We start from the raw sequence: 17,337 nt of genomic DNA, 5'->3' as shown, positions 1-17,337 counted from the left end.
TCAACCGTTCGCCCGCTCCGCCGCGCTGCGTTCCACACAAAATTCGTTGCCCTCGGGGTCATACAGCGTCACCCACCCGGTTCCGTCGGGCCTTCGATGGTCTCCCTGAAGCGTGGCACCAAGCGAGAGCAGGCGCTCGACCTCCTCGTCCCGGGTGCGGTCCTGGGGTTGGAGATCCAGATGCACGCGGTTCTTCACCGCCTTGCGGTCTTGGACCCTGACGAACAGCAAGGTGGCAGTAGCAGTCGTGACCACGGCCTCCGGATCCCCAGGAAAGTCGTCATCAGCCAGCGAGCCGTCCAGGGCCTGGGCCCAAAAGCCCGCAAGAACGAACGGGTCGGCAGCGTCGATGGTGACATGGCGTATCAAAGAACTCATGCCCCAAGCCGATCACGAATGCCTCCCACCGTCCATAGGCGGCCAGCCTCGACGCCGACCGCCTCACCAGGCTCTAGGCGTGATCGAAGAGACACGCTCTAGTGGGGATGATCCATGCGCCTATCCGAGCGTCTTCCGGGCGTGCCACGAAGGGGAGACACCGCTGAGGGGTATGCCGTTTCGAGCAAGGTGGCCTTGGGATACGCGAGGAGATCAGCTATGTACGCAGTGGTTCGGCGGTACGAAGGGGTGACGGATCCTGCCGAGGCGGGACACAGGGTGGACGAGGGATTCGTCCCCCTCCTCCGCCAAGTCCCCGGCTTCGTTGCCTACTACTGGATTGACGCAGGGGATGGAGTGATGGTCTCTACCAGCATCTACGAAGACCAGGCCGGGGCCGACGAGTCAGTCAAGAGGGCGGCGGACTTCGTACGGGACAACCTCGCGCCGCTGCTTCCCAACCCTCCTCAGGTCACGGCTGGACAGGTCGTGGCCACTGGGTAGCGAGCTCCGCAGAGGGGCTGGATCCCCAGTATCCTCAGCGCTGCTGACCTGGCCTTTCATAAAACTCCGGACAGAGATCTGGAATCGATCTGGGTGCACCCAACGCCCGCACAGACCACCGCCGTCGAGGCGGACCACTCCTTGTAATGGCAGGCTCACCAGTGAGCGCTAATTTGCCCCACTTCCGCTAGCACCCGGACCTCATCGCGAGCGGGTCCTTCCGCGAGAGCGCCGAGACCTGCACCCTGCTGCGTCGCGGGTGACGAAGAAGTAGCTCTGGTAGCGCTGGAGGGCGACCATGAGGCGGTCGAGGAGGCCGGCGATGCGGTCGGAGGGCAGCCGGGTCGGCACGGATCGGCATGGATCGGCTGCTGGTGAGGGAAATGTTGCGGGGGCCGGATCGCGGAAGACGAGACGTTCGCGCTTGAGGGCCCTGGAGAAGGACGAAGGAGTGAGCCACTGAATCTCGCCGACCGGATCACCGAAGCCGAACGCGAAGGATGGCTCGGTGAAGTTGAGGGACTCTCTGTCACCCACGCCGCAGCCCAGGAGAAGCTCGCCCAGCTGGACGCCCAACCGGCACGTAGGAATTCCCCGATCGTTCTGGGAATCCCCACGCTCGATCAAGTCGTCGCCCGCAGCGAAGGTTTACAGAGTTCGTGCCTCGTGGCTTCGGCCGGCGAGCTTCGGCGACTGAGGTGCCCGGTGTTCACCGAGGTGGCGTTACCAGGTCCGTACTCGCCGGGTGCCAGGCGAGAGCGTGACGGCTCCGCACCGCGCTCAGGCTTCCGGCCTGGGCGTGCCACGCGGTGCTGGTTGAGGGGTCTGCGAGTCGGACGCCGTACGGGGGCCGGGCGCCATGGGTGCCGCGGCGGCGAGGGCCAAGTGTGAGTTCACGTCCAGCTCGAACCGGCCGTAGGGGTTCACGTGGGTCCTGAACAGCGGGGACAGGGCTCGCCTCCGTCTTCAAAGAACCTTTGCTCTGAGGTCATGTGACGCGCCGTTCGGACGCTGTATGTGGTGTGCAACTCGGTGTCACTCACCGCGCATACTCCGGGCATCAAAACCGTGTGCGAGCGACGGGGCCGGGTCCTTACCCTCCGGTCATGGAACTTCGCGAAGAACTTCCGAGCGACAGAGAGTCTGTGCGGGACATCCACCTGCGGGCGTTCGGTGACCACGGCCTTGTCGTGGCCGACCTGGTCGATACCCTGCGGGGCACGATCACCCCCGCGGACGGTCTCTCACTGGTCGCTGAGCTCGACAGGCAGATCGTCGGGCACATCATGTTCACCCGCAGTTTGCTCGATGCCCCTCGGCGACTGGTTGAGGTGCATGTGCTCAGCCCGTTGGCCGTCATGCCCGAGCATCACAAGCGCGGTATCGGCTCGGCCCTGGTCCGACACGGGCTGAAGACCCTCGCTGAGCGGGCCGTCCCCCTGGTCTTCCTGGAGGGCGATCCGGGCTACTACTCCCGCTTCGGCTTCGCGCCCGGTGACGACCAGGGCTTCCGAAAACCATCCCTGCGCATTCCAGATGGCGCCTTCCAGGCCCTCAGACTCCCGGAGTACGAGCCATGGATGACAGGGACACTGGTCTACGCAGAGCCGTTCTGGCGGCACGACGCGGTCGGCCTCCGCGACCCCAGCGCATAGTGCCGCGAGAACCTCTACCCCTGTCGTGACGTGACGCGCCGTGCGGATGCTGGTCCGGACGGCGCGATGTCGCCAGGCTGTCCGGTGGCGCGGCGTCTTCTGCTTGCTGCCGTGCCGACTGCTCCGCCGACTCTCTCTGCCCGGGCTGACCGGCTTCGCCGCGGCCTCGGCGCCGTCACCGCTGGACTCATCCTCCGCTGGAGTCCGGGCGGAGTGGTCGTTGATGTGGGCGGTGCCTCTATGGGTGGTTGGTGGTGGGGCGGCAGGCGGGGCAGGCTCTGGGGCTTCGGGGCCGTAGCGGTGGATGGGGGTGGCGCACAGCATGCAGGGTCCGATTTCCCAGGGTGGGCATTGCAGGTCTGCTGCGACGACGAGGCGTTCGCGCGGGGACAGGCGCAAGGCGATGAGTCTCGTGGGCTGGAGGAGGGTGTCGTCGGGGGAGTGGTTCTGCATCGCGCGGGCCGCGTCCGCGCTGATGAACGCGTCCCTCGCGTCGGTGCAAAAGAGGACACGAGCGTAAGGGCGCGGGCACAGCTGCGGACGCAGATCCATCTGCCAGTGAGGATTGGTCGCCGCCCACACACGTTCCCGATGGGCGACGCCCAGACGATGTCCCTGATCTACGATCCCGCGCATGACCAAGTTCTTCGTCACCGTGTGCCTTCCGCCGACCAAGCCGCGAAAGCTTTCGGGAGCCATAGCGGCCGCCATGGCGCCGTACGACCACAACCTCACCGACGACTGGAACCCGGTCGGCCAATGGGACTGGTGGATCATCCACTGCGATACGGAGAGTCCTTACCTCGTCCTACCCGCGCACGATGGCGACCGCAGGCTCGTCACGGCGTCCACCGTCCCCCGCCGGAAGGCCGAGCTTGATGCCCTCGGGCCTCTGGAGTGCTACGGCGGGCCTCGGAGCCTGCTTGATTTCGACGCCATGCGGCGCCGGGCGGAGGAAAGGCATGACGCTCTGTTCGCCGTCTGGCAGGATCTGACCGCACTACATCCGCCGGCCCGCCCACTGGCCGACTTCGTCGCCCGCCACGCGTCCGATCCCGTTGGCTACTCCCTGGCGGACGCCAAGGAAGAACATCTGCTCCAACCTCTTGTGCAGGACGTGGCGCAGCGTGCCGCCTCGGGCGACCCGCACTTCGACATGTCGTTTCTGCTCAACGACCCGGTCGCGTACTTCGCACAGGAGCACGAGGAGGCCCGCCAGTCGTCGGTCTGGCGCGCCGTGCCCGGCTTCGCCCTGATCACCCTCGACGGCACGTGGACGGACGCGGCCACGGACGGCTATTGGGAGCAGGCCAACAGCTATCTCGACAACCTCCATGGCGAAGCCGTCGTCATCGACCTGCTCTGCCACAACTGATCATGGGCAGTCGTGACACGCGGCCACTTACTGATCGTTTCAAAATGACTTGATCTACAGCCCTGCGCTCAACGATCTTGGTCGGCGGGGTGTCCGGGGTGCGTGCTGATCTTGTTCCAGGTGACCTGTGGGAGCGGGTCGCTCCGCTGCTGCCGCCCACTCCCGAACGCCGCCACCACCCGGGTCGACTGCGTGTTCCGGACCGTGCGGCCCTCGCGGGCGTCATGTACGTGTCGCGGACCGGTGCCGCCTGGCGCGATGTTCCGGCCGAGACCGTGGGCTGCTCCGGGGTGACGGCCTGGCGCCGACTGCGGGACTGGACCGAGGCCGGCGTCTGGCCGCGTCCGCATGCCGCCCTGCTGACCGGACTGCGCCGCGCTGACCTTCTGGGCCTGCAAGGACGCCCCCGCCGCAAGTCCCGGCGCCTGTATGCCGACCGGGGCTACGACTTCAACAAGTACCGCCGCTTGCTGTGGAAGCGCGGCATCAAACCGATGATCGCCCGACGCGGCGTCGCACACGGCTTTGGGCTGGGCAAGGTCCGCTGGGTCGTCGAGCGCGCCTTCGCCTGGCTCCACCGGTTCAAGCGGCTCCGCATCCGCTATGAACGACGCGCCGATCTACACCAAGGCCTGCTTGAACTGGCCTGCAGCCTCATATGCCTTCGCCGCCTCCGAAGTTCATTCTGAAAGATCAGTACGGGGCGACAGCCGAAGCCCGTCGCAGAGCAGCGAAGTCGGGTTCCTGCCCGGGGGACTGAACTCAGGTGAGGTCGAAGGTGACGCTCACGGAGCCGTTCCAGTCCGGTGCCTCCATGAGCGTGAGGGCTCCATCCTTTGCCTCGAGGACTCGCACCGTGATCCCACCGCGATCCTCACCGGGAAACGCAACGGAGAAGTGGGGGTCCATCTCCATGAGGAAGTCCCAGCCCTCGCGCTGCGTCGTGTCGAGTGCATTGGCATGCCGACCGGTTGCGCGCCACTTGCCGGCCGCGTCGACAGTGACGGTGACGTGGATGTCGTACATCTCAAGGCACGTCGAGTGATTGGCCCACCATTCGAGGCGGGCCTGACCCACGAATCGATCCATCAGGACACTATGCACGGCGCATTGGCCAGACGGGCCAGTCTGTGCGGCTGCTGGCCGTCGTGGGTCAGGCCGCGAGACAGAGCTGCGTGGGACAGACCGGAGAGGCATTGTCAAAGCTTGTGGAGCAATCAGCCGTCGGCAGGTGGACGGGCTTGAGTCTCCCGTAGGGGGAGACGTCAAGGTGGGGGGCATGGACGGCGACACGCTCTACTCGATCGGCGAACTGGCCCGGCGGACGGGCCTGACGGTCAAGACCATTCGGTTCTACTCCGATCGCGGGATCGTGGCGCCGACGGACCGCAGCCCGGCTGGCTACCGCCTCTACGACATCGACGCCGTCACCCGCCTGGACCTTGTGCGGACCCTGCGGGACCTGGGGGTGGACCTGCCCACAATCCGCAGGGTCGTGGACCGGGAACTCTCGCTTCCCGAGGTCGCCGCAACGCACGCCGAAGCCCTGGCCGTGCAGATCCGCGTCCTGCGCCTGCGGCATGCGGTGCTGACGGCGGTGGCCGAGCGCGGGCTCACTGCTGAAGAGACGGATCTCATGCACAAGCTGGCCCAGCTCTCCGAGGACGAACGCCGACGTCTGATCGGGGACTTCCTCGATGCCGCCTTCGGCAGTCTCGACACCGACTCCGCGTTGGCGGGGATCAGGCGCTCGATGACTCCCGAGATACCCGACAGCCCCGAGGCGGAGCAGGTCCGGGCATGGGTGGAGTGGGCCGAACTGGCCGCAGACCCGGATTTCCGCGCCAGCGTGCGGCGAATGGCCGAGGTCCACGCGGCCGAACAGGCACAAGGCGACACCACGGGCCCGCGCCGCGACCTCGGTGCAGTCGTCCGTGACCGGGTCGGCCCCGCCCTGGCGGCGGGCATCGCCCCGGCTTCGCACCAAGCCGATCCGATCGTTGCGGCGCTTGCGGCTCACTATGCACACGTCCTTGGCCGCCCCGACGACGCCGAGCTTCGCCGCCTGCTGCTGTCCCGGCTGGAGAGTGTGAACGACCCGCGCCGAAATCGGTACCTCCAACTGCTCGCGGTGATCAACGGCTGGCCCGCTCCGGAGAGCCTGGTGCCGGCGTTCAACTGGTCCATCGAGGCCGTGCGCGTCCGAATGGAGCGGTAGTGGGCCGGGGATCGTCGGCGTGGGGGCGGAACACCGCCGCCTACGATCGGCAGGTGAACGACATGGTCATCCTGCGTGCGAGCGCGTCGCCATCCGCTCCCGCCCTCGTCCTTCGTCCCTGATGCATGGAGGACGTTGTTGCCCTCGTCGACGTGTTTCGGGATCCCGCACTGCGCCGTTGGACCAGCTCGGCCGTTGAGAACGAGGGCGATGCGATGCGGTGGGTGCGGGGCCAGGAGCGAGGCTGGGCAGCGCAGAACCGGTTCGGGTTCGCGGTTCTTGAAGCGCAACCCGATGCGCCCCACGGGCAGTTGGTGGGCCATGCGGTCCTCAAGGAGGTAGCCTCCGGCAAACCGTCGGCCGAGGTGGGCTACTGGACTGCGGCGCATGCCCGCGGGCGGGGTGTGGCGCCGCGCGCTTTGGAGGCGCTCACCGGCTGGGCCTTCGACGTCTTGGGGGCCGACGCGCTGGAGCATCTGGAACTCCTGCACCAGGTGGACAACCCGGCCTCGTGCCGCGTGGCGCACAAGAGTCGGTACGGCCTCGACACGGTCCTGCCCGCGGCGCCGCCCTCCTTTCCCCGCGAGGGGCATCTGCACATACGGCGCAGGGATGCATGAGATCTGCTCGGTAAGGCAGCTCAAGCCGCGGGGGCCTCGGGGCGTTCGACACGGTGGCCGTTCTCGAAGTGGGGCCCGGCGCGGACCAGGGCGACGAGGTGGGGTGCGGTGATCGCGCACCAGCGGGCCTGGGCACCCAGCAGCGCTGATGGCGTGCAGTGGGGAACATCTCGGCAAGTGCCTTCCACAGGCCCGTCGCACCGTCTCCGATGACCAGCTCCGGGCCACGCATGCCGCGCCGTCGGCAGTCACGCAGCAGGTCGGCTCAGGACTCGGCGGACTCCCGCAGGCCCTCGGCCAGTGCGATCAGCTCCTTGGTGCCGTCCTGGCGCACCCGCACCCCCATCAGCACCAGGACGCAGGAGTGCGCCTGGCCCAGGCGGACCTTGGGGTGCACGCCGTCCGCCCACACGTAGACGTAGTCGTGCTCGGAGAGATCGCGCTGCTGGAACGCGGCATGGTCGTCCTGCCACTGCTTCGTGAGCTGGTTCACGGTGGCTGGTGACAGCCCGGCGGACGTGCCGAGGAACTGCTCCAGCGCGGGTACGAAGTCCCCGGTCACAGGCCGTGCAGGTACAGCAGCGGCAGCACCTCTGATACTTCCGGCGACTTGCGGCACCACGGTGGCAGGATCTTTGAGGAGAACCGCGTCCTCTCCCCGGTCTTGTCGTCGACGCGTTTGTCGTTCACTCGAGGAGCGCGGACCTCGACCGGGCCGGCCGCAGTGGTGACGGTACGCGGCCGGTGGTGGCCGTTGCGGACCACCAGGGGTCCCTGCGGGACAATGTGGGTTCCCGGCTAATGCGCACGGGGTGTGCCCCCGTTGGCCCAGGTCCCGAGAGTGCCCAAGGGGTCGGTTCGGCCGGGCCTGGCGATTCCCTCAGCTCACTGATGTAATAGATCTATGATGGGTTCATCGCTTACATATGCGTCCGTCGTGGAGGACTGGGTCTCCGGCTGGGTGGTCTCGCGGGGTGCGTCCGATCCCGTGGCGCGGCCGTGGGGCTGGACCATTGACGTCGGACAGCCGGCCCAGGTGGCGCGGCACGTAGTGGTCGACGCGGACGAGGCGCGCGTGTGCGAGGCCGCCGCGCAGGCGCGGGGGGAGGGGTGGTGGCTCAAGGTTTTCCTGCCTGAGCCGTGCGAGACGCCGGAGGCGCAGGTCTACCCATGGCTCGGACCGGGATGGGCGTCCGACGCGGCGGCATTCCTGATGTCCGTCGAGCTGGCGCCGGTCACGCCCGGAACGCTCCCACCCGGCTACGTGCTGCGCACCTGGACCCGGGGCGACGTCGTCCGCGTGCTGATCGCGGCTCCCGATGGATCGCTTGCCGCGCGCGGATAGATGGGCGTGGCGAAGGAGGTGGCCGTGGCGGACCAGATCCTCACCACCCCGGCCCACCAGCGTCGCGGCCTCGGCTCCGTCGTCATGCGCACGCTCCAGCAGCAGGCTCGGGCCTCGGGTGCCACCCGCGCCGTCCTCGGTGCGACGCCCCAGGGCCGCGCCCTGTACGAGTCGCTCGGCTGGCGTACCCACACGGCCTTCCTCAGCCTTTATCGCACCACAGGGCCGACGGAGTCCTGCTAGGGCGTGTATCGGAAGTGGGTCTTGGTGCGGCTCGGTATCTGAGCAGACAAGCCTGCTCGCAGGATCGGCAGCGGTCGTTGGGCAGGTACTGGTATTAGTCGGCCGTGACAGGAGACGTGTGGACCCCAGTGATTTCGATGGTCGGTGTGGCTGTAGGTGGTGCGTTGACGTATCTGACGCAGCGCACGACGCAGCGGACAGCTGACCGGGCTGAAGAACAAAGGCGGGCTGCGGTACGGGCGGAGGAGCGGCGTGCCGAGCAGATCACTACCGTGCTGGAGTTCATTCGGTGCGCGCTGGAGGCCGAGGGTGTGGCGCATGCGCGGCCGCATCAATGGGCGGTCGGTGATGACTGGTATGTGACGGCGAGGCCGGCGATGGACGGTCTTCGAATAGCCGAGAAGAGCATCGAGTTGCTGTGTGCCCCTGGCCTTCACTCACCCACGACCGCCTACGCCCGCGCCCTTAATCAAGCGGTCTGGCAGGAGCGCGACGAGGGGAGCCTGGCCGAGCGCCTGGAGCCGTTCAAGGCGGAGTTTCTCGCCGTGGCACGCCGCAGCCTGACCTGACATCGCAGGTCACAGCCACTCGTTGATGGCTCCACCTGCCGTGCGCGAGCGGTGCTACCCGAGTGACACCACCGACGTCGAATGAGTCGTCGTCGAACCATTGCTGCCAATCCGGCGCGCGAGTTACCTGCGGTGGGCGCCCGGAGAAGCATCCGCGCCGCAAGCCTTCAGCCGCGGGAGCGCAATATGCGGCGCATCCGGTCGGCCCGGTCCAGGAGGTTCGCGCGGACGACCGGGACAGCCTGCCCCGCCAGGTCTTCCGCTCGCTTCAGGTAGGTCAGGTCGATACCGAAGAGCGGGAAGAGAGTCTTGGTGTAAGTCGTCGCCGGCATGGTTCCGCTGCGGTGGATGGTTGGCACGAGATCGAGGTAGGCCTCCGCGTGGGGCCTCAGCAAGTCGTCCTGACCGGCGCTCCAGAACAGCGCCGCAACTGAGTGGACCGAAGCGAGAGGCACCGCGCGGTCCGTCACCAGCGTCTGCCACACCGCGTTCTTCTCTGCCGCGTCCGGGGTCGCAGCGCGGACCTGGAGCCTGCTGATCCATGCGTCGGGGTCCGGGTCGCGGTCGAGCAGCGCCTGTGCCTCGGTGGCGGTCGGGCTTCCGAGCTGAGCCTTGCGAACCAGTGCTCGCCACTGGAGATCGATGTCCTCCCCGGCCTCGGTCTGGAGCCAGGCCACCTCCTCCGGTTCGGCCGCGGTGCGAGCGAAGCCGCGCAACGCCGCTTTGCGGTAGGCGCCGACGCCGGAGAGACTGCGGCACGCCGCGGCCACTGCTCGCAGCAATTCGTCCCGCTCCGGCTTTGGGCTCCACAGATCTGCGGCATCGACAGCCAGGTTGAGATACGGCTCGATCACCGACGCGGAGGTCTCGACAGCCAGCACTCCGGTCAGGCACTGCACGGCTTCGGCGGCTGTCGCTTCGCCGTTGACCAGCATGTCCCAGGCCGTGGTGACGGCGACACCCCGCGCGGTCGCAGTGGGCAGGCGGGCGGCGTTGCCGAAGAACGCGTCTCTGGTCGTGGCGTCAGGTCTCGTCGAGGCGAAGGTCAGGTCTTCATCGTTGACCAGATACAGGTCGGCTCCTTCTGGTAGGTCGAGCCGGGTCCGTTCGCCCGCCACCTCGACTTCGACGAGTGCCATCCGCTCAAGGTGGTCCCCTGAACGTTCGTAGGCGCCGACGGCGAGCACTTGCGGGCGCGGCCGGCCACCCGAACCCTCAGCGACCAGGGCAAACCCATCTCTGTCGTGGTCGAGAGTGAGCCGGTCGGTGCCCGCTGTTTCCAGCCATCCCGCGCGCCACTGGTCCAGGTCACGTCCGCTGGCGTCGGCGACCGCGTCGATCAGGTCCTTCAGGGTGGTGTTGCCCCAGGCGTGCGCGGCGAAGTAGCTGGTGAGACCCGCGGAGAAGTTTGCCTCGCCGACGTACGTCATCAGTTGGTGCAGTACGGAAGCGCCCTTGGAGTAGGTGATGGCGTCGAAAGTCGCTTCGGCCTCGGAGACGTTGCGGACCTGCTGGCGGATCGGGTGCGTCGTCGGTCCCTGGTCCATGAAATAGGCTTTGAGTTTCTCGCCGGCCAGATGTGCCGTCCAGGCATCGGTGTACGACGTCGCGCTCACCGCGGCCCAGTTGCTCGCGAACTCCGCGAACGCCTCGTTCAGCCAGAGGTCATCCCACCAGCGCATCGTGACGATGTTGCCGAACCACATGTGCGCGAGCTCGTGCAACAGGTACCGCGAGAAGATGTCCCACTCGGCTCTGGTCGGCGTGCTCCTGCGCAGGAACCAGTCCATCCAGGTGACGCAGCCGAAGTTCTCCATCGCGCCGGGGAACTCGGGCGTGAAGACCTGGTCGTACTTGTGCTGCGGAAACGGCATGCCGAACTTGTCGGCGAAGAACTCGAGCCCCTGGGTGGTCAGGGTGAACAGCTCGTCGGCGTCTCGGTCCAAGATGGAGGCCAGCGACTGTCGGGCGAAGAGGCCGAGATCATGACCAGCTCCGCGACGACGCAATTCGTAGTACGGGCCCGCGTTGATCACAGTGTTGTACGTCGCCAGCGGTGGCGTCGGCGGGAAGGTCCAGCGTCGCAGGGAGCCGAGGTATTCGATCTGCGGGTCACCGCTGTTGCTCAACACCCGCCAGCCGGCAGGAGCGGTCACGGTGAACGCCCACGGCGCCTTGAGGTCCGGCTGATCGAAGCAGGCCAACACGTACCGGGCGTAGTCGGGAGCGAAGTCGGTGTAGACATACGTCTCGCCGTCGGCGGGATCGACCGCCTTGTGCACGCCCCGGCCATCGGCCGAGCACTCCGTCACCGAGACAACCGTGAGGACGTTGCGCTCGGCAAGATCGGTCAGCGCGATCCGGCCCTCAACAGCCGACCGCAGCACGACCCCGTTGAGCGTGGCGCTCTCAACGGCCGCCGCACAATCGACAAAGGTCTCGGCCCCGGGCCGGTGACACGTAAAGGTGATCGTCGATTCGCACCGGACCCGCGAGCCGGTCATCAGATCCGTAAGGTCGACGGCAACATCACACCGCTCGATCGTCAGCAGCCTCGCGCGCGCCTCTGCCTCGGTTTGGGTCAGACTCCTGCCGCTCATCGCTTTCCCCCTCGGAGATTCGTCCATTCGCTGCGAACCACCCGCTCAGCAGCAAGAGGCCTACGTGAATCGGGTTTGTCCATCGCGTCGCCGATCGGCTGATCGGCGGCTTCCTCCCAGACCTTGGAGGACAGAGCACCCAGAAATGATAAATGATCACATCTCTGTTGCATGGAGTAGCTCCTACTCATCCCTGTCGTGGAACCTGGCGATCACCCGATTGAGAAATGGGGTGTCCGGTCGCCTGCCATACGCTCGTCTGGCATGGCGCGCCGGTTTACTGAACTTGAAAGGGTGATGTCGGAGGGAGGGATGGCCGCCGTGGGCAGGAGAGGCGGGCCTCTCGTCAGACAGTCCAGCGATGCCGGCTGGTACTCACCACTCGAAGGTCTTCCACTCCTGTTGGGGGATGCGGCCCTCCATGGTGTCCCAGCAACGGTCGGCCCATGCTTCGGCCACCATCACTGGGCGGCTCAATACGAGGTCGCCAGCCCGCTGGGCCCGGAGCACCAAGCCAAGCTGGGCCGAGCACGGATCGGCGCACTGCGAGTTCTGCAGGTCCTTGTTGTGCGTCTCGAGGTAGTCGGTGAACTGATCCTCCAGGCGTGATGGCGCCTGACCCACGAGGCCCATCCCGTCCAGGGTCACCTGGGGGCCCCGCAGAGCGTTGACCGCGATGCCTGCCAGGCCGATCGCCCGGTCGTAGTAGACGGTTACCGCCGGCCCGGAGAACCACACCGGCGCAGGGTCCGCACGGGCCGCCGACGGCACGGGGACGCAAGTGAGGCCGGGCGGCGGTCACCGGACCCGGGCGGCTGGTGCCGGCGGTCTCGGCCGCGCAGCTTCCGGGATCGCCGGGGCACGCGGGACAGGCCCTGCGCCACGGCACCGACACGCTCACCACGCTCAACGCCGGCTGCTACATCTGCCCGTCCTCGCGCAGCCGCCGCGAGATGGTGGCGGCCGCCGCCCTCACGCTCTCCGACAGCTGGACACGGTTCTCCCGGAAGCGCCGGGACGGGGCACTGATGCTCAGCGAGGCGATCGTCTGGCCGTGCCGGCCGATGAGCCGGGCGGCGACGCAGCCCACGTCGAGGATGGCGCCGCCGTCGTCGTAGCTGAGCTGGTCGTTTCGGATTCTGACGAGCTGGTCGCGGAAGACCTGCGGCCGGACGACCGCGTTGCTGCTGCGAGTGCGCTGCGAGCTCGTGTCGATGTAGTCCTGGATCTCGGCCGTCGGGAGATGAGCCATCAGCAGTCGGCCCGACGCGAAGCTGTGCGGCTCGTACCGCATTCCGATGCGCGGGCCGACGACGGAGAGCGAGTCGTCGCCGACGACCTTGTCGATGAAGATGAGGGCCTGCCGGTCGTAGACCGCCATGCACACCGACTCCGAGTGCCGCCGCGAGAGCTCCTGCATCACGGGGTGGGCGGTCTCGATCAGTCCACCGGAGGTCACCCGGTGGATCTGACCGAGTTCGAACGCACGCCATCCGAGCTCGTAGCGGCCGCGCCGGGACTGGTGGAGCAGCCCGGCCTCGGTCAGCCCGGCAAGCAGCGAGTGGGCGGTCGACCGCGGCATCTGCAAGGCCGTCGCGACCTCGCTGACCCCCCACACCGGACTTCCCGGCGTGTAGAGGTCGAGGACACGGCCCGCCTTGGCGATGGTGCTCACACGCAGCTCCCGTTGATGTTCAGAGAGTTCGCAGCCCGCCCTACTGCAAGGGTGCCGCGGAGATCGGCACCATCCCGAACGGATATCCCGCACCGCTCAGCTGCGGATAAAGATCCTGCACCGGCCCGGCGAGGGCCGCCTTCACCTCCACGCTCCACTGGTCGGCGAGCACCTCCAGACTGCCGTCCTGGATGCCATCGAGTCCGGCGCGGACGATGTCCGCGGGGTCGTTCTTCACCACGTTCAGCGCCTCCGTCATCGGTGTCGCCGTGTAGCCCATGTGGAGGGCGACGAGGGCGACCCCGTGCGGGGCGAGCTCCAGCCGGAAGGCGTTGGTCACCGACCACAGAGCTGCCTTCGCCGCGCTGTAGGCGGCCGGGAGCGACAGCCAGCTGAGCAGCGAAATGACGTTGAGGATCGCCCCGCCGCCGTTCGCGACGATGACGGGTGCGAGCCGCCGCGTGACGGTGACGGTGCCGAAGAAGTTCACGTCGAAGACGTGCCGCAGCTTGGCTTCATCGACGGTCATGATCGGATCACGCAGCGCGATGCCCGCGTTGTTGATCAGGATCGTCGCGTCACTCGCCGCTGCCACGGCGCCGTCGATCGTCTCCTCACGGGTGACGTCGAGAACCAGCGGCGAGACGCGGGCGTCGTCCCACGTGCCGAGCGTGACGTCCGTGGCGTACACCTTCGCCGCGCCGCGTTCCAGCGCCTGCGCGACCCACTGACGCCCGAGACCGCCGTTGGCCCCGGTCACGACCACGGCCTGACCTGCGATGTCTGTCATGTGCCTCGTTCTCCTTTCCATTCACAGGATCGATTCAGGGGACCGTTCAGAGGATGGAGCGGCCGGCGTCGACAAGCAGGGTCTGGCCGGAGATGTAGGAGCCCGCTTCGGAGGCGAACAGCAGCACCGCCCCGACGATGTCCTCCGGTTCCGCAATCCGCCCGAGCGCGGTGTTCGCGCCGGCGGCCCGCTCGCGCTCCGGGTCCGACCACAGGGCCTGGGAGAAGCGGGTTCGCACCGTGCCTGGGGCGACGGCGTTGGCCCGCACCCCGCGGTCGCCCCACTCGGCGGCGATGTTGCGCACGAACGAATTGAGCGCTGCCTTCGCCGCGCCGTACGCTGCGAGTCTGGTGCTGGCTCGCACCGACGCGATGCTCGACGTGACGACCACGCTGCCACCGCCCTGCGCCGCCATCAGCGGGAGGAACCCCTCGATCAGGACGAGGTTGTGGAACACCGAGGTCCGGAAGGTCCGCTCGACGTCCTCCTCGGAGGTGTCGATGAGCGGGCCGACGTGCGTGTGGCCGCCGGCGTGTGCGATCAGCGCGTCGATCCGGCCGAACCGAGCGTGCGCCCGCTCGGCGAGGGTGCGCACGCTGTCGGGGTCGTTGAGGTCGCAGACGATCCCTTCGACCTCGATCCCGTCCGCGGCGAGCGAATCGATGGCGTCCTTGATGTCGGCCTCGTCGTTGCTCGACAGGACGACGCGTGCCCCGAGGCCTTGCAGCCCCCTGACGACAGCGAGTCCGATCCCCGCTGTGGAGCCGGTGACGAGCGCTGTCCGCCCGCGCATGTCGAAGGGGTGGGTCATGCCGTCGCCCGGCTTCCGGTGCGCGCGAGGAAGCCGTTGACCAGCTGCGAGAAGGCCTCGGGGTACTGGAAGAGGAACCCGTGGCCGGAGTCCGGGTACACGTGCAGTTCGGCGTTGGGCAGCTTCTGCGACATGATGAACGAGTTGACGGTCGGGATCATCACGTCGTGCTCACCGTTGGCGACGAGCACCGGGTGCTCGATCTTCTCCAGTTCCGGGAAGGCCTGGTCGCCGCCCTCGACGCCGCCGGACCAGTTCCGGATCGCGGCGACCTGCTGAAAGACGGCGTCCATCGGCACCTCGGGTTCGCGGTCGGCACGGAGGTGGATCCGGCGCCACATGTCGTCGCCGGCGCGGATGCCCGCTTCGGAGTCGGTGAAGAACAGCACGCGGAACGCGTCGAGCGCGAGTTCGGGGACAGTGCGCAGCGGGGCGACCACCGGCTCGGACGGCAGGATGCCCTCACCGGCGCCCGGACCGGTTCCGGCCAGCACGACGCGGCGCACCAGGTCCGGGCGGGCCAGCACGAAGCGCTGCGCGACGTAGCCGCCCAGGGAGAAGCCGAGCAGGTCGACCGGACCGTCGGCGATCGCCTCGACGAACGCGATGGCGGAGGTCGCCATCTCGGTGACCGTCCCGGGGTTGCGGCCGCTGGTGCGGCCGACGCCGAGGTTGTCGAACAGGATGACCGGGCGTTCGGCGGCGATCGGGTCGATCAGGGCGTGGTCCCAGTCGTCCATCGTGCCGCGCAGCCGGCTCAGGAACACCAGCGGCGTCCCCTCCGAGGCGCCGAAGGACCGGTAGGCGTAGGTCTCGTCCCTGACGGTGACGAACTGGTCGGGGGCGGTGAGTGCCTGTGACATGGATGTCTCCTTGTGGTGGAGGTCGATGAACGGAATCGGAGGCAGCGGGACGGTCAGACCTTCTCCAGGTCGACGCCCTTGGTCTCCTTGAGGGTGAAGCCGACGATCGCGCAGATCAGGCACAGCACGATGACGAAGACCTGGAAGGCCCAGGGCGCGCCGATGGAGCCGGTGTACGCGCTGAGGTACGGCGCGGTGCCGCCGAAAAGCGCCGCGGCGATCGAGCTGACGGCGCCGACGACCGGGGCGCGGTGCCGGGTTGTGATGTTCTCGGCCTGCACGGCGGGCGACTGGGAGCCGGACATGCCCCACAGGGCGAAGATGACGGTCGCGGGAACGGCGAGCGTCCACCATGTGGACCCGATGATCGTGAACGCCGGGTAGGCGAGCGCAGCGAACACGAGGCCGTAGGCGATGGCCAGCGGACGGCGCCCGACGCGGTCGGAGGCCCATCCCCAGAACGGCATGAACGCGAGTCCGACGACCTGCGCGACCAGCAGCGACCAGTAGGCGGCGCTCGGGCTCATGTGCTTCTGCGTGATGGCGTAGGTGCCCGCGTAGGCGGTCCAGGTGTACTGCACTACGGAGCCGCCGGCGACGTAGAGCACCAACTGCGTGCTGCGGCGCACGATCCGGCCCGCTGACCAGGCGGGGAGGCTGGTGATGGAGCGTGCGTCGCCGGCGCCGGACGTGATCGCCCGCTCGTAAACGTCGCTCTCCATCATCGAACGGCGCAGGAACAGCGCGTAGATGCCCAGCGCCGCTCCGATGACGAACGGGATGCGCCATCCGCCGTCCGCCATGAAGCTCTCGGAGGTGGCCGCAGTGAGGGTGCCGGCAACGGCGTTGGCGAGGATTGTTCCCGCGATGACGCAGCCGAGCACGCCGCTTGACCACAGTCCGCGTCTTTCACGCGGTGCGACCTCGGTGACGTAGGAGTAGGAGATCGCCGTCTCGCCGCCGTGCGCGAATCCCTGCAGGAGCCGTGCGACGACGAGGAGAAACGACGACCATCCGCCGATAGCGGCGTACGTCGGGATGACGGCGATCGACAGCGTGCCGGCCGCCATGCCGATCATCGTCACCAGCAGGACGAACTTGCGGCCGCGGCGGTTGGCGAGGAAGCCGAAGACGACGCCGCCGATCGGCCGCATGACGAATCCGACGGCGAACACCGCGAGCGTCGCGAGCAGCCCTGACACCTTGTTGGCCGGGTTGAACAACGCCGTCGCGATGAACGGTGACATGGCGGCGTAGACCGCCCAGTCGAACCATTCGAGCAGGTTGCCGACCGTGCTGGCGAAATACGAACGAGCGCGGGACGCGACCGAAACCGGCGCAACCGCGCGCAGGCTCGACGCCGACTGGTCCTCGGAGGTGGAAGTCACCATTGCAAGCCCCTTCGCTTGGAATGGAATCAACGGGCTGGGCTGCGATTGTGTGGACGCCTCGCACCGGTGAACAACGCGAATCCGGTGATTCGGGATGGGGAGGCGGCGACGAGGCTCTGTGTCCGGAGATGCCGGAATCGCGCGGCCAACGGCGCCGTGCCGGCTGTGCGTCCGGCCGTCGGGCTCAGGTCCTCATCGCGGGCGGCGGACGGAGGGAAAGGCGCCGCGCCGGCCGTGTGCGCACATACCCTTACCGGCCACGGCTGGCTCTCCTTTGGGGTGCGGGGCCGTCCGGACAGC

The 17,337-nt window shown here is 67.8% G+C and carries 18 protein-coding genes and 1 pseudogene; 9 read left to right on the top strand and 10 right to left on the bottom strand.

Annotated elements, in window-relative coordinates:
- Entirely contained in the window at positions 1-378 is a 378-nt protein-coding gene (locus ABZ642_RS34170; protein ID WP_360491182.1) for a VOC family protein, read from the bottom strand.
- A 114-nt stretch (positions 379-492) separates the two neighbouring features.
- On the opposite strand from ABZ642_RS34170, the gene ABZ642_RS34165 reads away from it, so the two are divergent.
- The 4 genes from ABZ642_RS34165 (at position 493) to ABZ642_RS34150 (ending at position 4,601) form a co-directional block, all read left to right on the top strand.
- The gene (locus tag ABZ642_RS34165) at positions 493-882 is read left to right on the top strand and encodes a hypothetical protein (RefSeq protein ID WP_360491179.1); all 390 of its coding nucleotides are present in this window, start codon (positions 493-495) and stop codon (positions 880-882) included.
- 1,106 nt (positions 883-1,988) lie between these two features.
- Positions 1,989-2,537, top strand: a complete 549-nt coding sequence (locus ABZ642_RS34160) for an N-acetyltransferase (protein WP_360491176.1) — start codon at positions 1,989-1,991, stop codon at positions 2,535-2,537.
- Positions 2,538-3,171: 634 nt separating this feature from the next.
- Positions 3,172-3,912 (top strand): hypothetical protein, encoded by a 741-nt coding sequence (locus ABZ642_RS34155; protein ID WP_360491173.1) that lies wholly within the window; start codon positions 3,172-3,174, stop codon positions 3,910-3,912.
- A gap of 98 nt (positions 3,913-4,010) precedes the next feature.
- Positions 4,011-4,601 carry a transposase gene (locus tag ABZ642_RS34150; protein ID WP_360491170.1) on the top strand — a complete coding sequence of 197 codons (591 nt, stop codon included), beginning with the start codon at positions 4,011-4,013 and terminating at the stop codon, positions 4,599-4,601.
- Positions 4,602-4,674: 73 nt separating this feature from the next.
- Here the strand turns inward: ABZ642_RS34150 and ABZ642_RS34145 are convergent, their stop codons facing one another.
- Positions 4,675-5,001 (bottom strand): hypothetical protein, encoded by a 327-nt coding sequence (locus ABZ642_RS34145; protein WP_360491167.1) that lies wholly within the window; start codon positions 4,999-5,001, stop codon positions 4,675-4,677.
- Between the two features lie 190 nt (positions 5,002-5,191).
- Between ABZ642_RS34145 and ABZ642_RS34140 the strand changes: the two genes are divergently transcribed.
- On the top strand, positions 5,192-6,130 hold the full coding sequence (locus tag ABZ642_RS34140; protein WP_360491164.1) for a MerR family transcriptional regulator: 939 nt from the start codon (positions 5,192-5,194) through the stop codon (positions 6,128-6,130).
- A gap of 125 nt (positions 6,131-6,255) precedes the next feature.
- Complete coding sequence (locus ABZ642_RS34135; protein WP_360491161.1) at positions 6,256-6,750, top strand: GNAT family N-acetyltransferase; 495 nt, start codon at positions 6,256-6,258, stop codon at positions 6,748-6,750.
- Between the two features lie 136 nt (positions 6,751-6,886).
- Here the strand turns inward: ABZ642_RS34135 and ABZ642_RS34130 are convergent.
- Positions 6,887-7,518 (bottom strand): annotated as a pseudogene (locus ABZ642_RS34130) (transposase); the annotation flags it as partial.
- Positions 7,519-7,687: 169 nt separating this feature from the next.
- Here ABZ642_RS34130 and ABZ642_RS34125 point away from each other — a divergent pair.
- The 3 genes from ABZ642_RS34125 to ABZ642_RS34115 all read left to right on the top strand — a co-directional run bounded on the left by ABZ642_RS34125 (position 7,688) and on the right by ABZ642_RS34115 (position 8,907).
- Complete coding sequence (locus tag ABZ642_RS34125) at positions 7,688-8,095, top strand: hypothetical protein (RefSeq protein WP_360491158.1); 408 nt, start codon at positions 7,688-7,690, stop codon at positions 8,093-8,095.
- A gap of 24 nt (positions 8,096-8,119) precedes the next feature.
- Positions 8,120-8,338, top strand: a complete 219-nt coding sequence (locus ABZ642_RS34120; RefSeq protein WP_360491155.1) for a GNAT family N-acetyltransferase — start codon at positions 8,120-8,122, stop codon at positions 8,336-8,338.
- 164 nt (positions 8,339-8,502) lie between these two features.
- Positions 8,503-8,907, top strand: coding sequence for a hypothetical protein (locus tag ABZ642_RS34115; RefSeq protein WP_360491152.1), 405 nt, complete (start codon positions 8,503-8,505; stop codon positions 8,905-8,907).
- A gap of 167 nt (positions 8,908-9,074) precedes the next feature.
- Here ABZ642_RS34115 and pepN read toward each other — a convergent pair whose 3' ends face one another.
- From pepN to ABZ642_RS34080, 7 genes are all read right to left on the bottom strand, one after another.
- The gene (gene pepN / locus ABZ642_RS34110; RefSeq protein ID WP_360491149.1) at positions 9,075-11,507 is read right to left on the bottom strand and encodes an aminopeptidase N; all 2,433 of its coding nucleotides are present in this window, start codon (positions 11,505-11,507) and stop codon (positions 9,075-9,077) included.
- A gap of 375 nt (positions 11,508-11,882) precedes the next feature.
- Positions 11,883-12,245, bottom strand: coding sequence for a hypothetical protein (locus tag ABZ642_RS34105; RefSeq protein WP_360491146.1), 363 nt, complete (start codon positions 12,243-12,245; stop codon positions 11,883-11,885).
- 181 nt (positions 12,246-12,426) lie between these two features.
- Positions 12,427-13,182 (bottom strand): IclR family transcriptional regulator, encoded by a 756-nt coding sequence (locus ABZ642_RS34100; RefSeq protein WP_360491143.1) that lies wholly within the window; start codon positions 13,180-13,182, stop codon positions 12,427-12,429.
- A gap of 40 nt (positions 13,183-13,222) precedes the next feature.
- Positions 13,223-13,972: an SDR family oxidoreductase gene (locus ABZ642_RS34095; RefSeq protein WP_360491140.1), complete on the bottom strand. Its 750-nt coding sequence runs from the start codon at positions 13,970-13,972 to the stop codon at positions 13,223-13,225.
- A 46-nt stretch (positions 13,973-14,018) separates the two neighbouring features.
- The gene (locus ABZ642_RS34090; RefSeq protein WP_360491137.1) at positions 14,019-14,783 is read right to left on the bottom strand and encodes an SDR family oxidoreductase; all 765 of its coding nucleotides are present in this window, start codon (positions 14,781-14,783) and stop codon (positions 14,019-14,021) included.
- Complete coding sequence (locus tag ABZ642_RS34085) at positions 14,780-15,646, bottom strand: alpha/beta hydrolase (RefSeq protein WP_360491134.1); 867 nt, start codon at positions 15,644-15,646, stop codon at positions 14,780-14,782. The genes ABZ642_RS34090 and ABZ642_RS34085 overlap by 4 nt, the downstream gene beginning before the upstream one ends.
- Positions 15,647-15,699: 53 nt before the next feature.
- Positions 15,700-17,037 carry an MFS transporter gene (locus ABZ642_RS34080; RefSeq protein ID WP_360491131.1) on the bottom strand — a complete coding sequence of 446 codons (1,338 nt, stop codon included), beginning with the start codon at positions 17,035-17,037 and terminating at the stop codon, positions 15,700-15,702.
- Positions 17,038-17,337 lie beyond the last annotated feature (300 nt).

It is taken from the genome of Streptomyces sp. NPDC007157 (genome assembly GCF_040634235.1).
Classification (GTDB): Bacteria; Actinomycetota; Actinomycetes; order Streptomycetales; family Streptomycetaceae; genus Streptomyces.
This window is presented reverse-complemented; position numbering and strand designations above follow the sequence as displayed.

Coding starts and splice junctions, on each gene's coding strand:
- ABZ642_RS34165 (WP_360491179.1), top strand. CDS start 493: ATGCGCCTATCCGAGCGTCTTCCGGGCGTGCCACGAAGGGGAGACACC.
- pepN (WP_360491149.1), bottom strand. CDS start 11,507: ATGAGCGGCAGGAGTCTGACCCAAACCGAGGCAGAGGCGCGCGCGAGG.
- ABZ642_RS34095 (WP_360491140.1), bottom strand. CDS start 13,972: ATGACAGACATCGCAGGTCAGGCCGTGGTCGTGACCGGGGCCAACGGC.
- ABZ642_RS34085 (WP_360491134.1), bottom strand. CDS start 15,646: ATGTCACAGGCACTCACCGCCCCCGACCAGTTCGTCACCGTCAGGGAC.
- ABZ642_RS34160 (WP_360491176.1), top strand. CDS start 1,989: ATGGAACTTCGCGAAGAACTTCCGAGCGACAGAGAGTCTGTGCGGGAC.
- ABZ642_RS34170 (WP_360491182.1), bottom strand. CDS start 378: ATGAGTTCTTTGATACGCCATGTCACCATCGACGCTGCCGACCCGTTC.
- ABZ642_RS34080 (WP_360491131.1), bottom strand. CDS start 17,037: ATGGTGACTTCCACCTCCGAGGACCAGTCGGCGTCGAGCCTGCGCGCG.
- ABZ642_RS34155 (WP_360491173.1), top strand. CDS start 3,172: ATGACCAAGTTCTTCGTCACCGTGTGCCTTCCGCCGACCAAGCCGCGA.
- ABZ642_RS34090 (WP_360491137.1), bottom strand. CDS start 14,783: ATGACCCACCCCTTCGACATGCGCGGGCGGACAGCGCTCGTCACCGGC.
- ABZ642_RS34135 (WP_360491161.1), top strand. CDS start 6,256: ATGGAGGACGTTGTTGCCCTCGTCGACGTGTTTCGGGATCCCGCACTG.
- ABZ642_RS34145 (WP_360491167.1), bottom strand. CDS start 5,001: ATGGATCGATTCGTGGGTCAGGCCCGCCTCGAATGGTGGGCCAATCAC.
- ABZ642_RS34140 (WP_360491164.1), top strand. CDS start 5,192: ATGGACGGCGACACGCTCTACTCGATCGGCGAACTGGCCCGGCGGACG.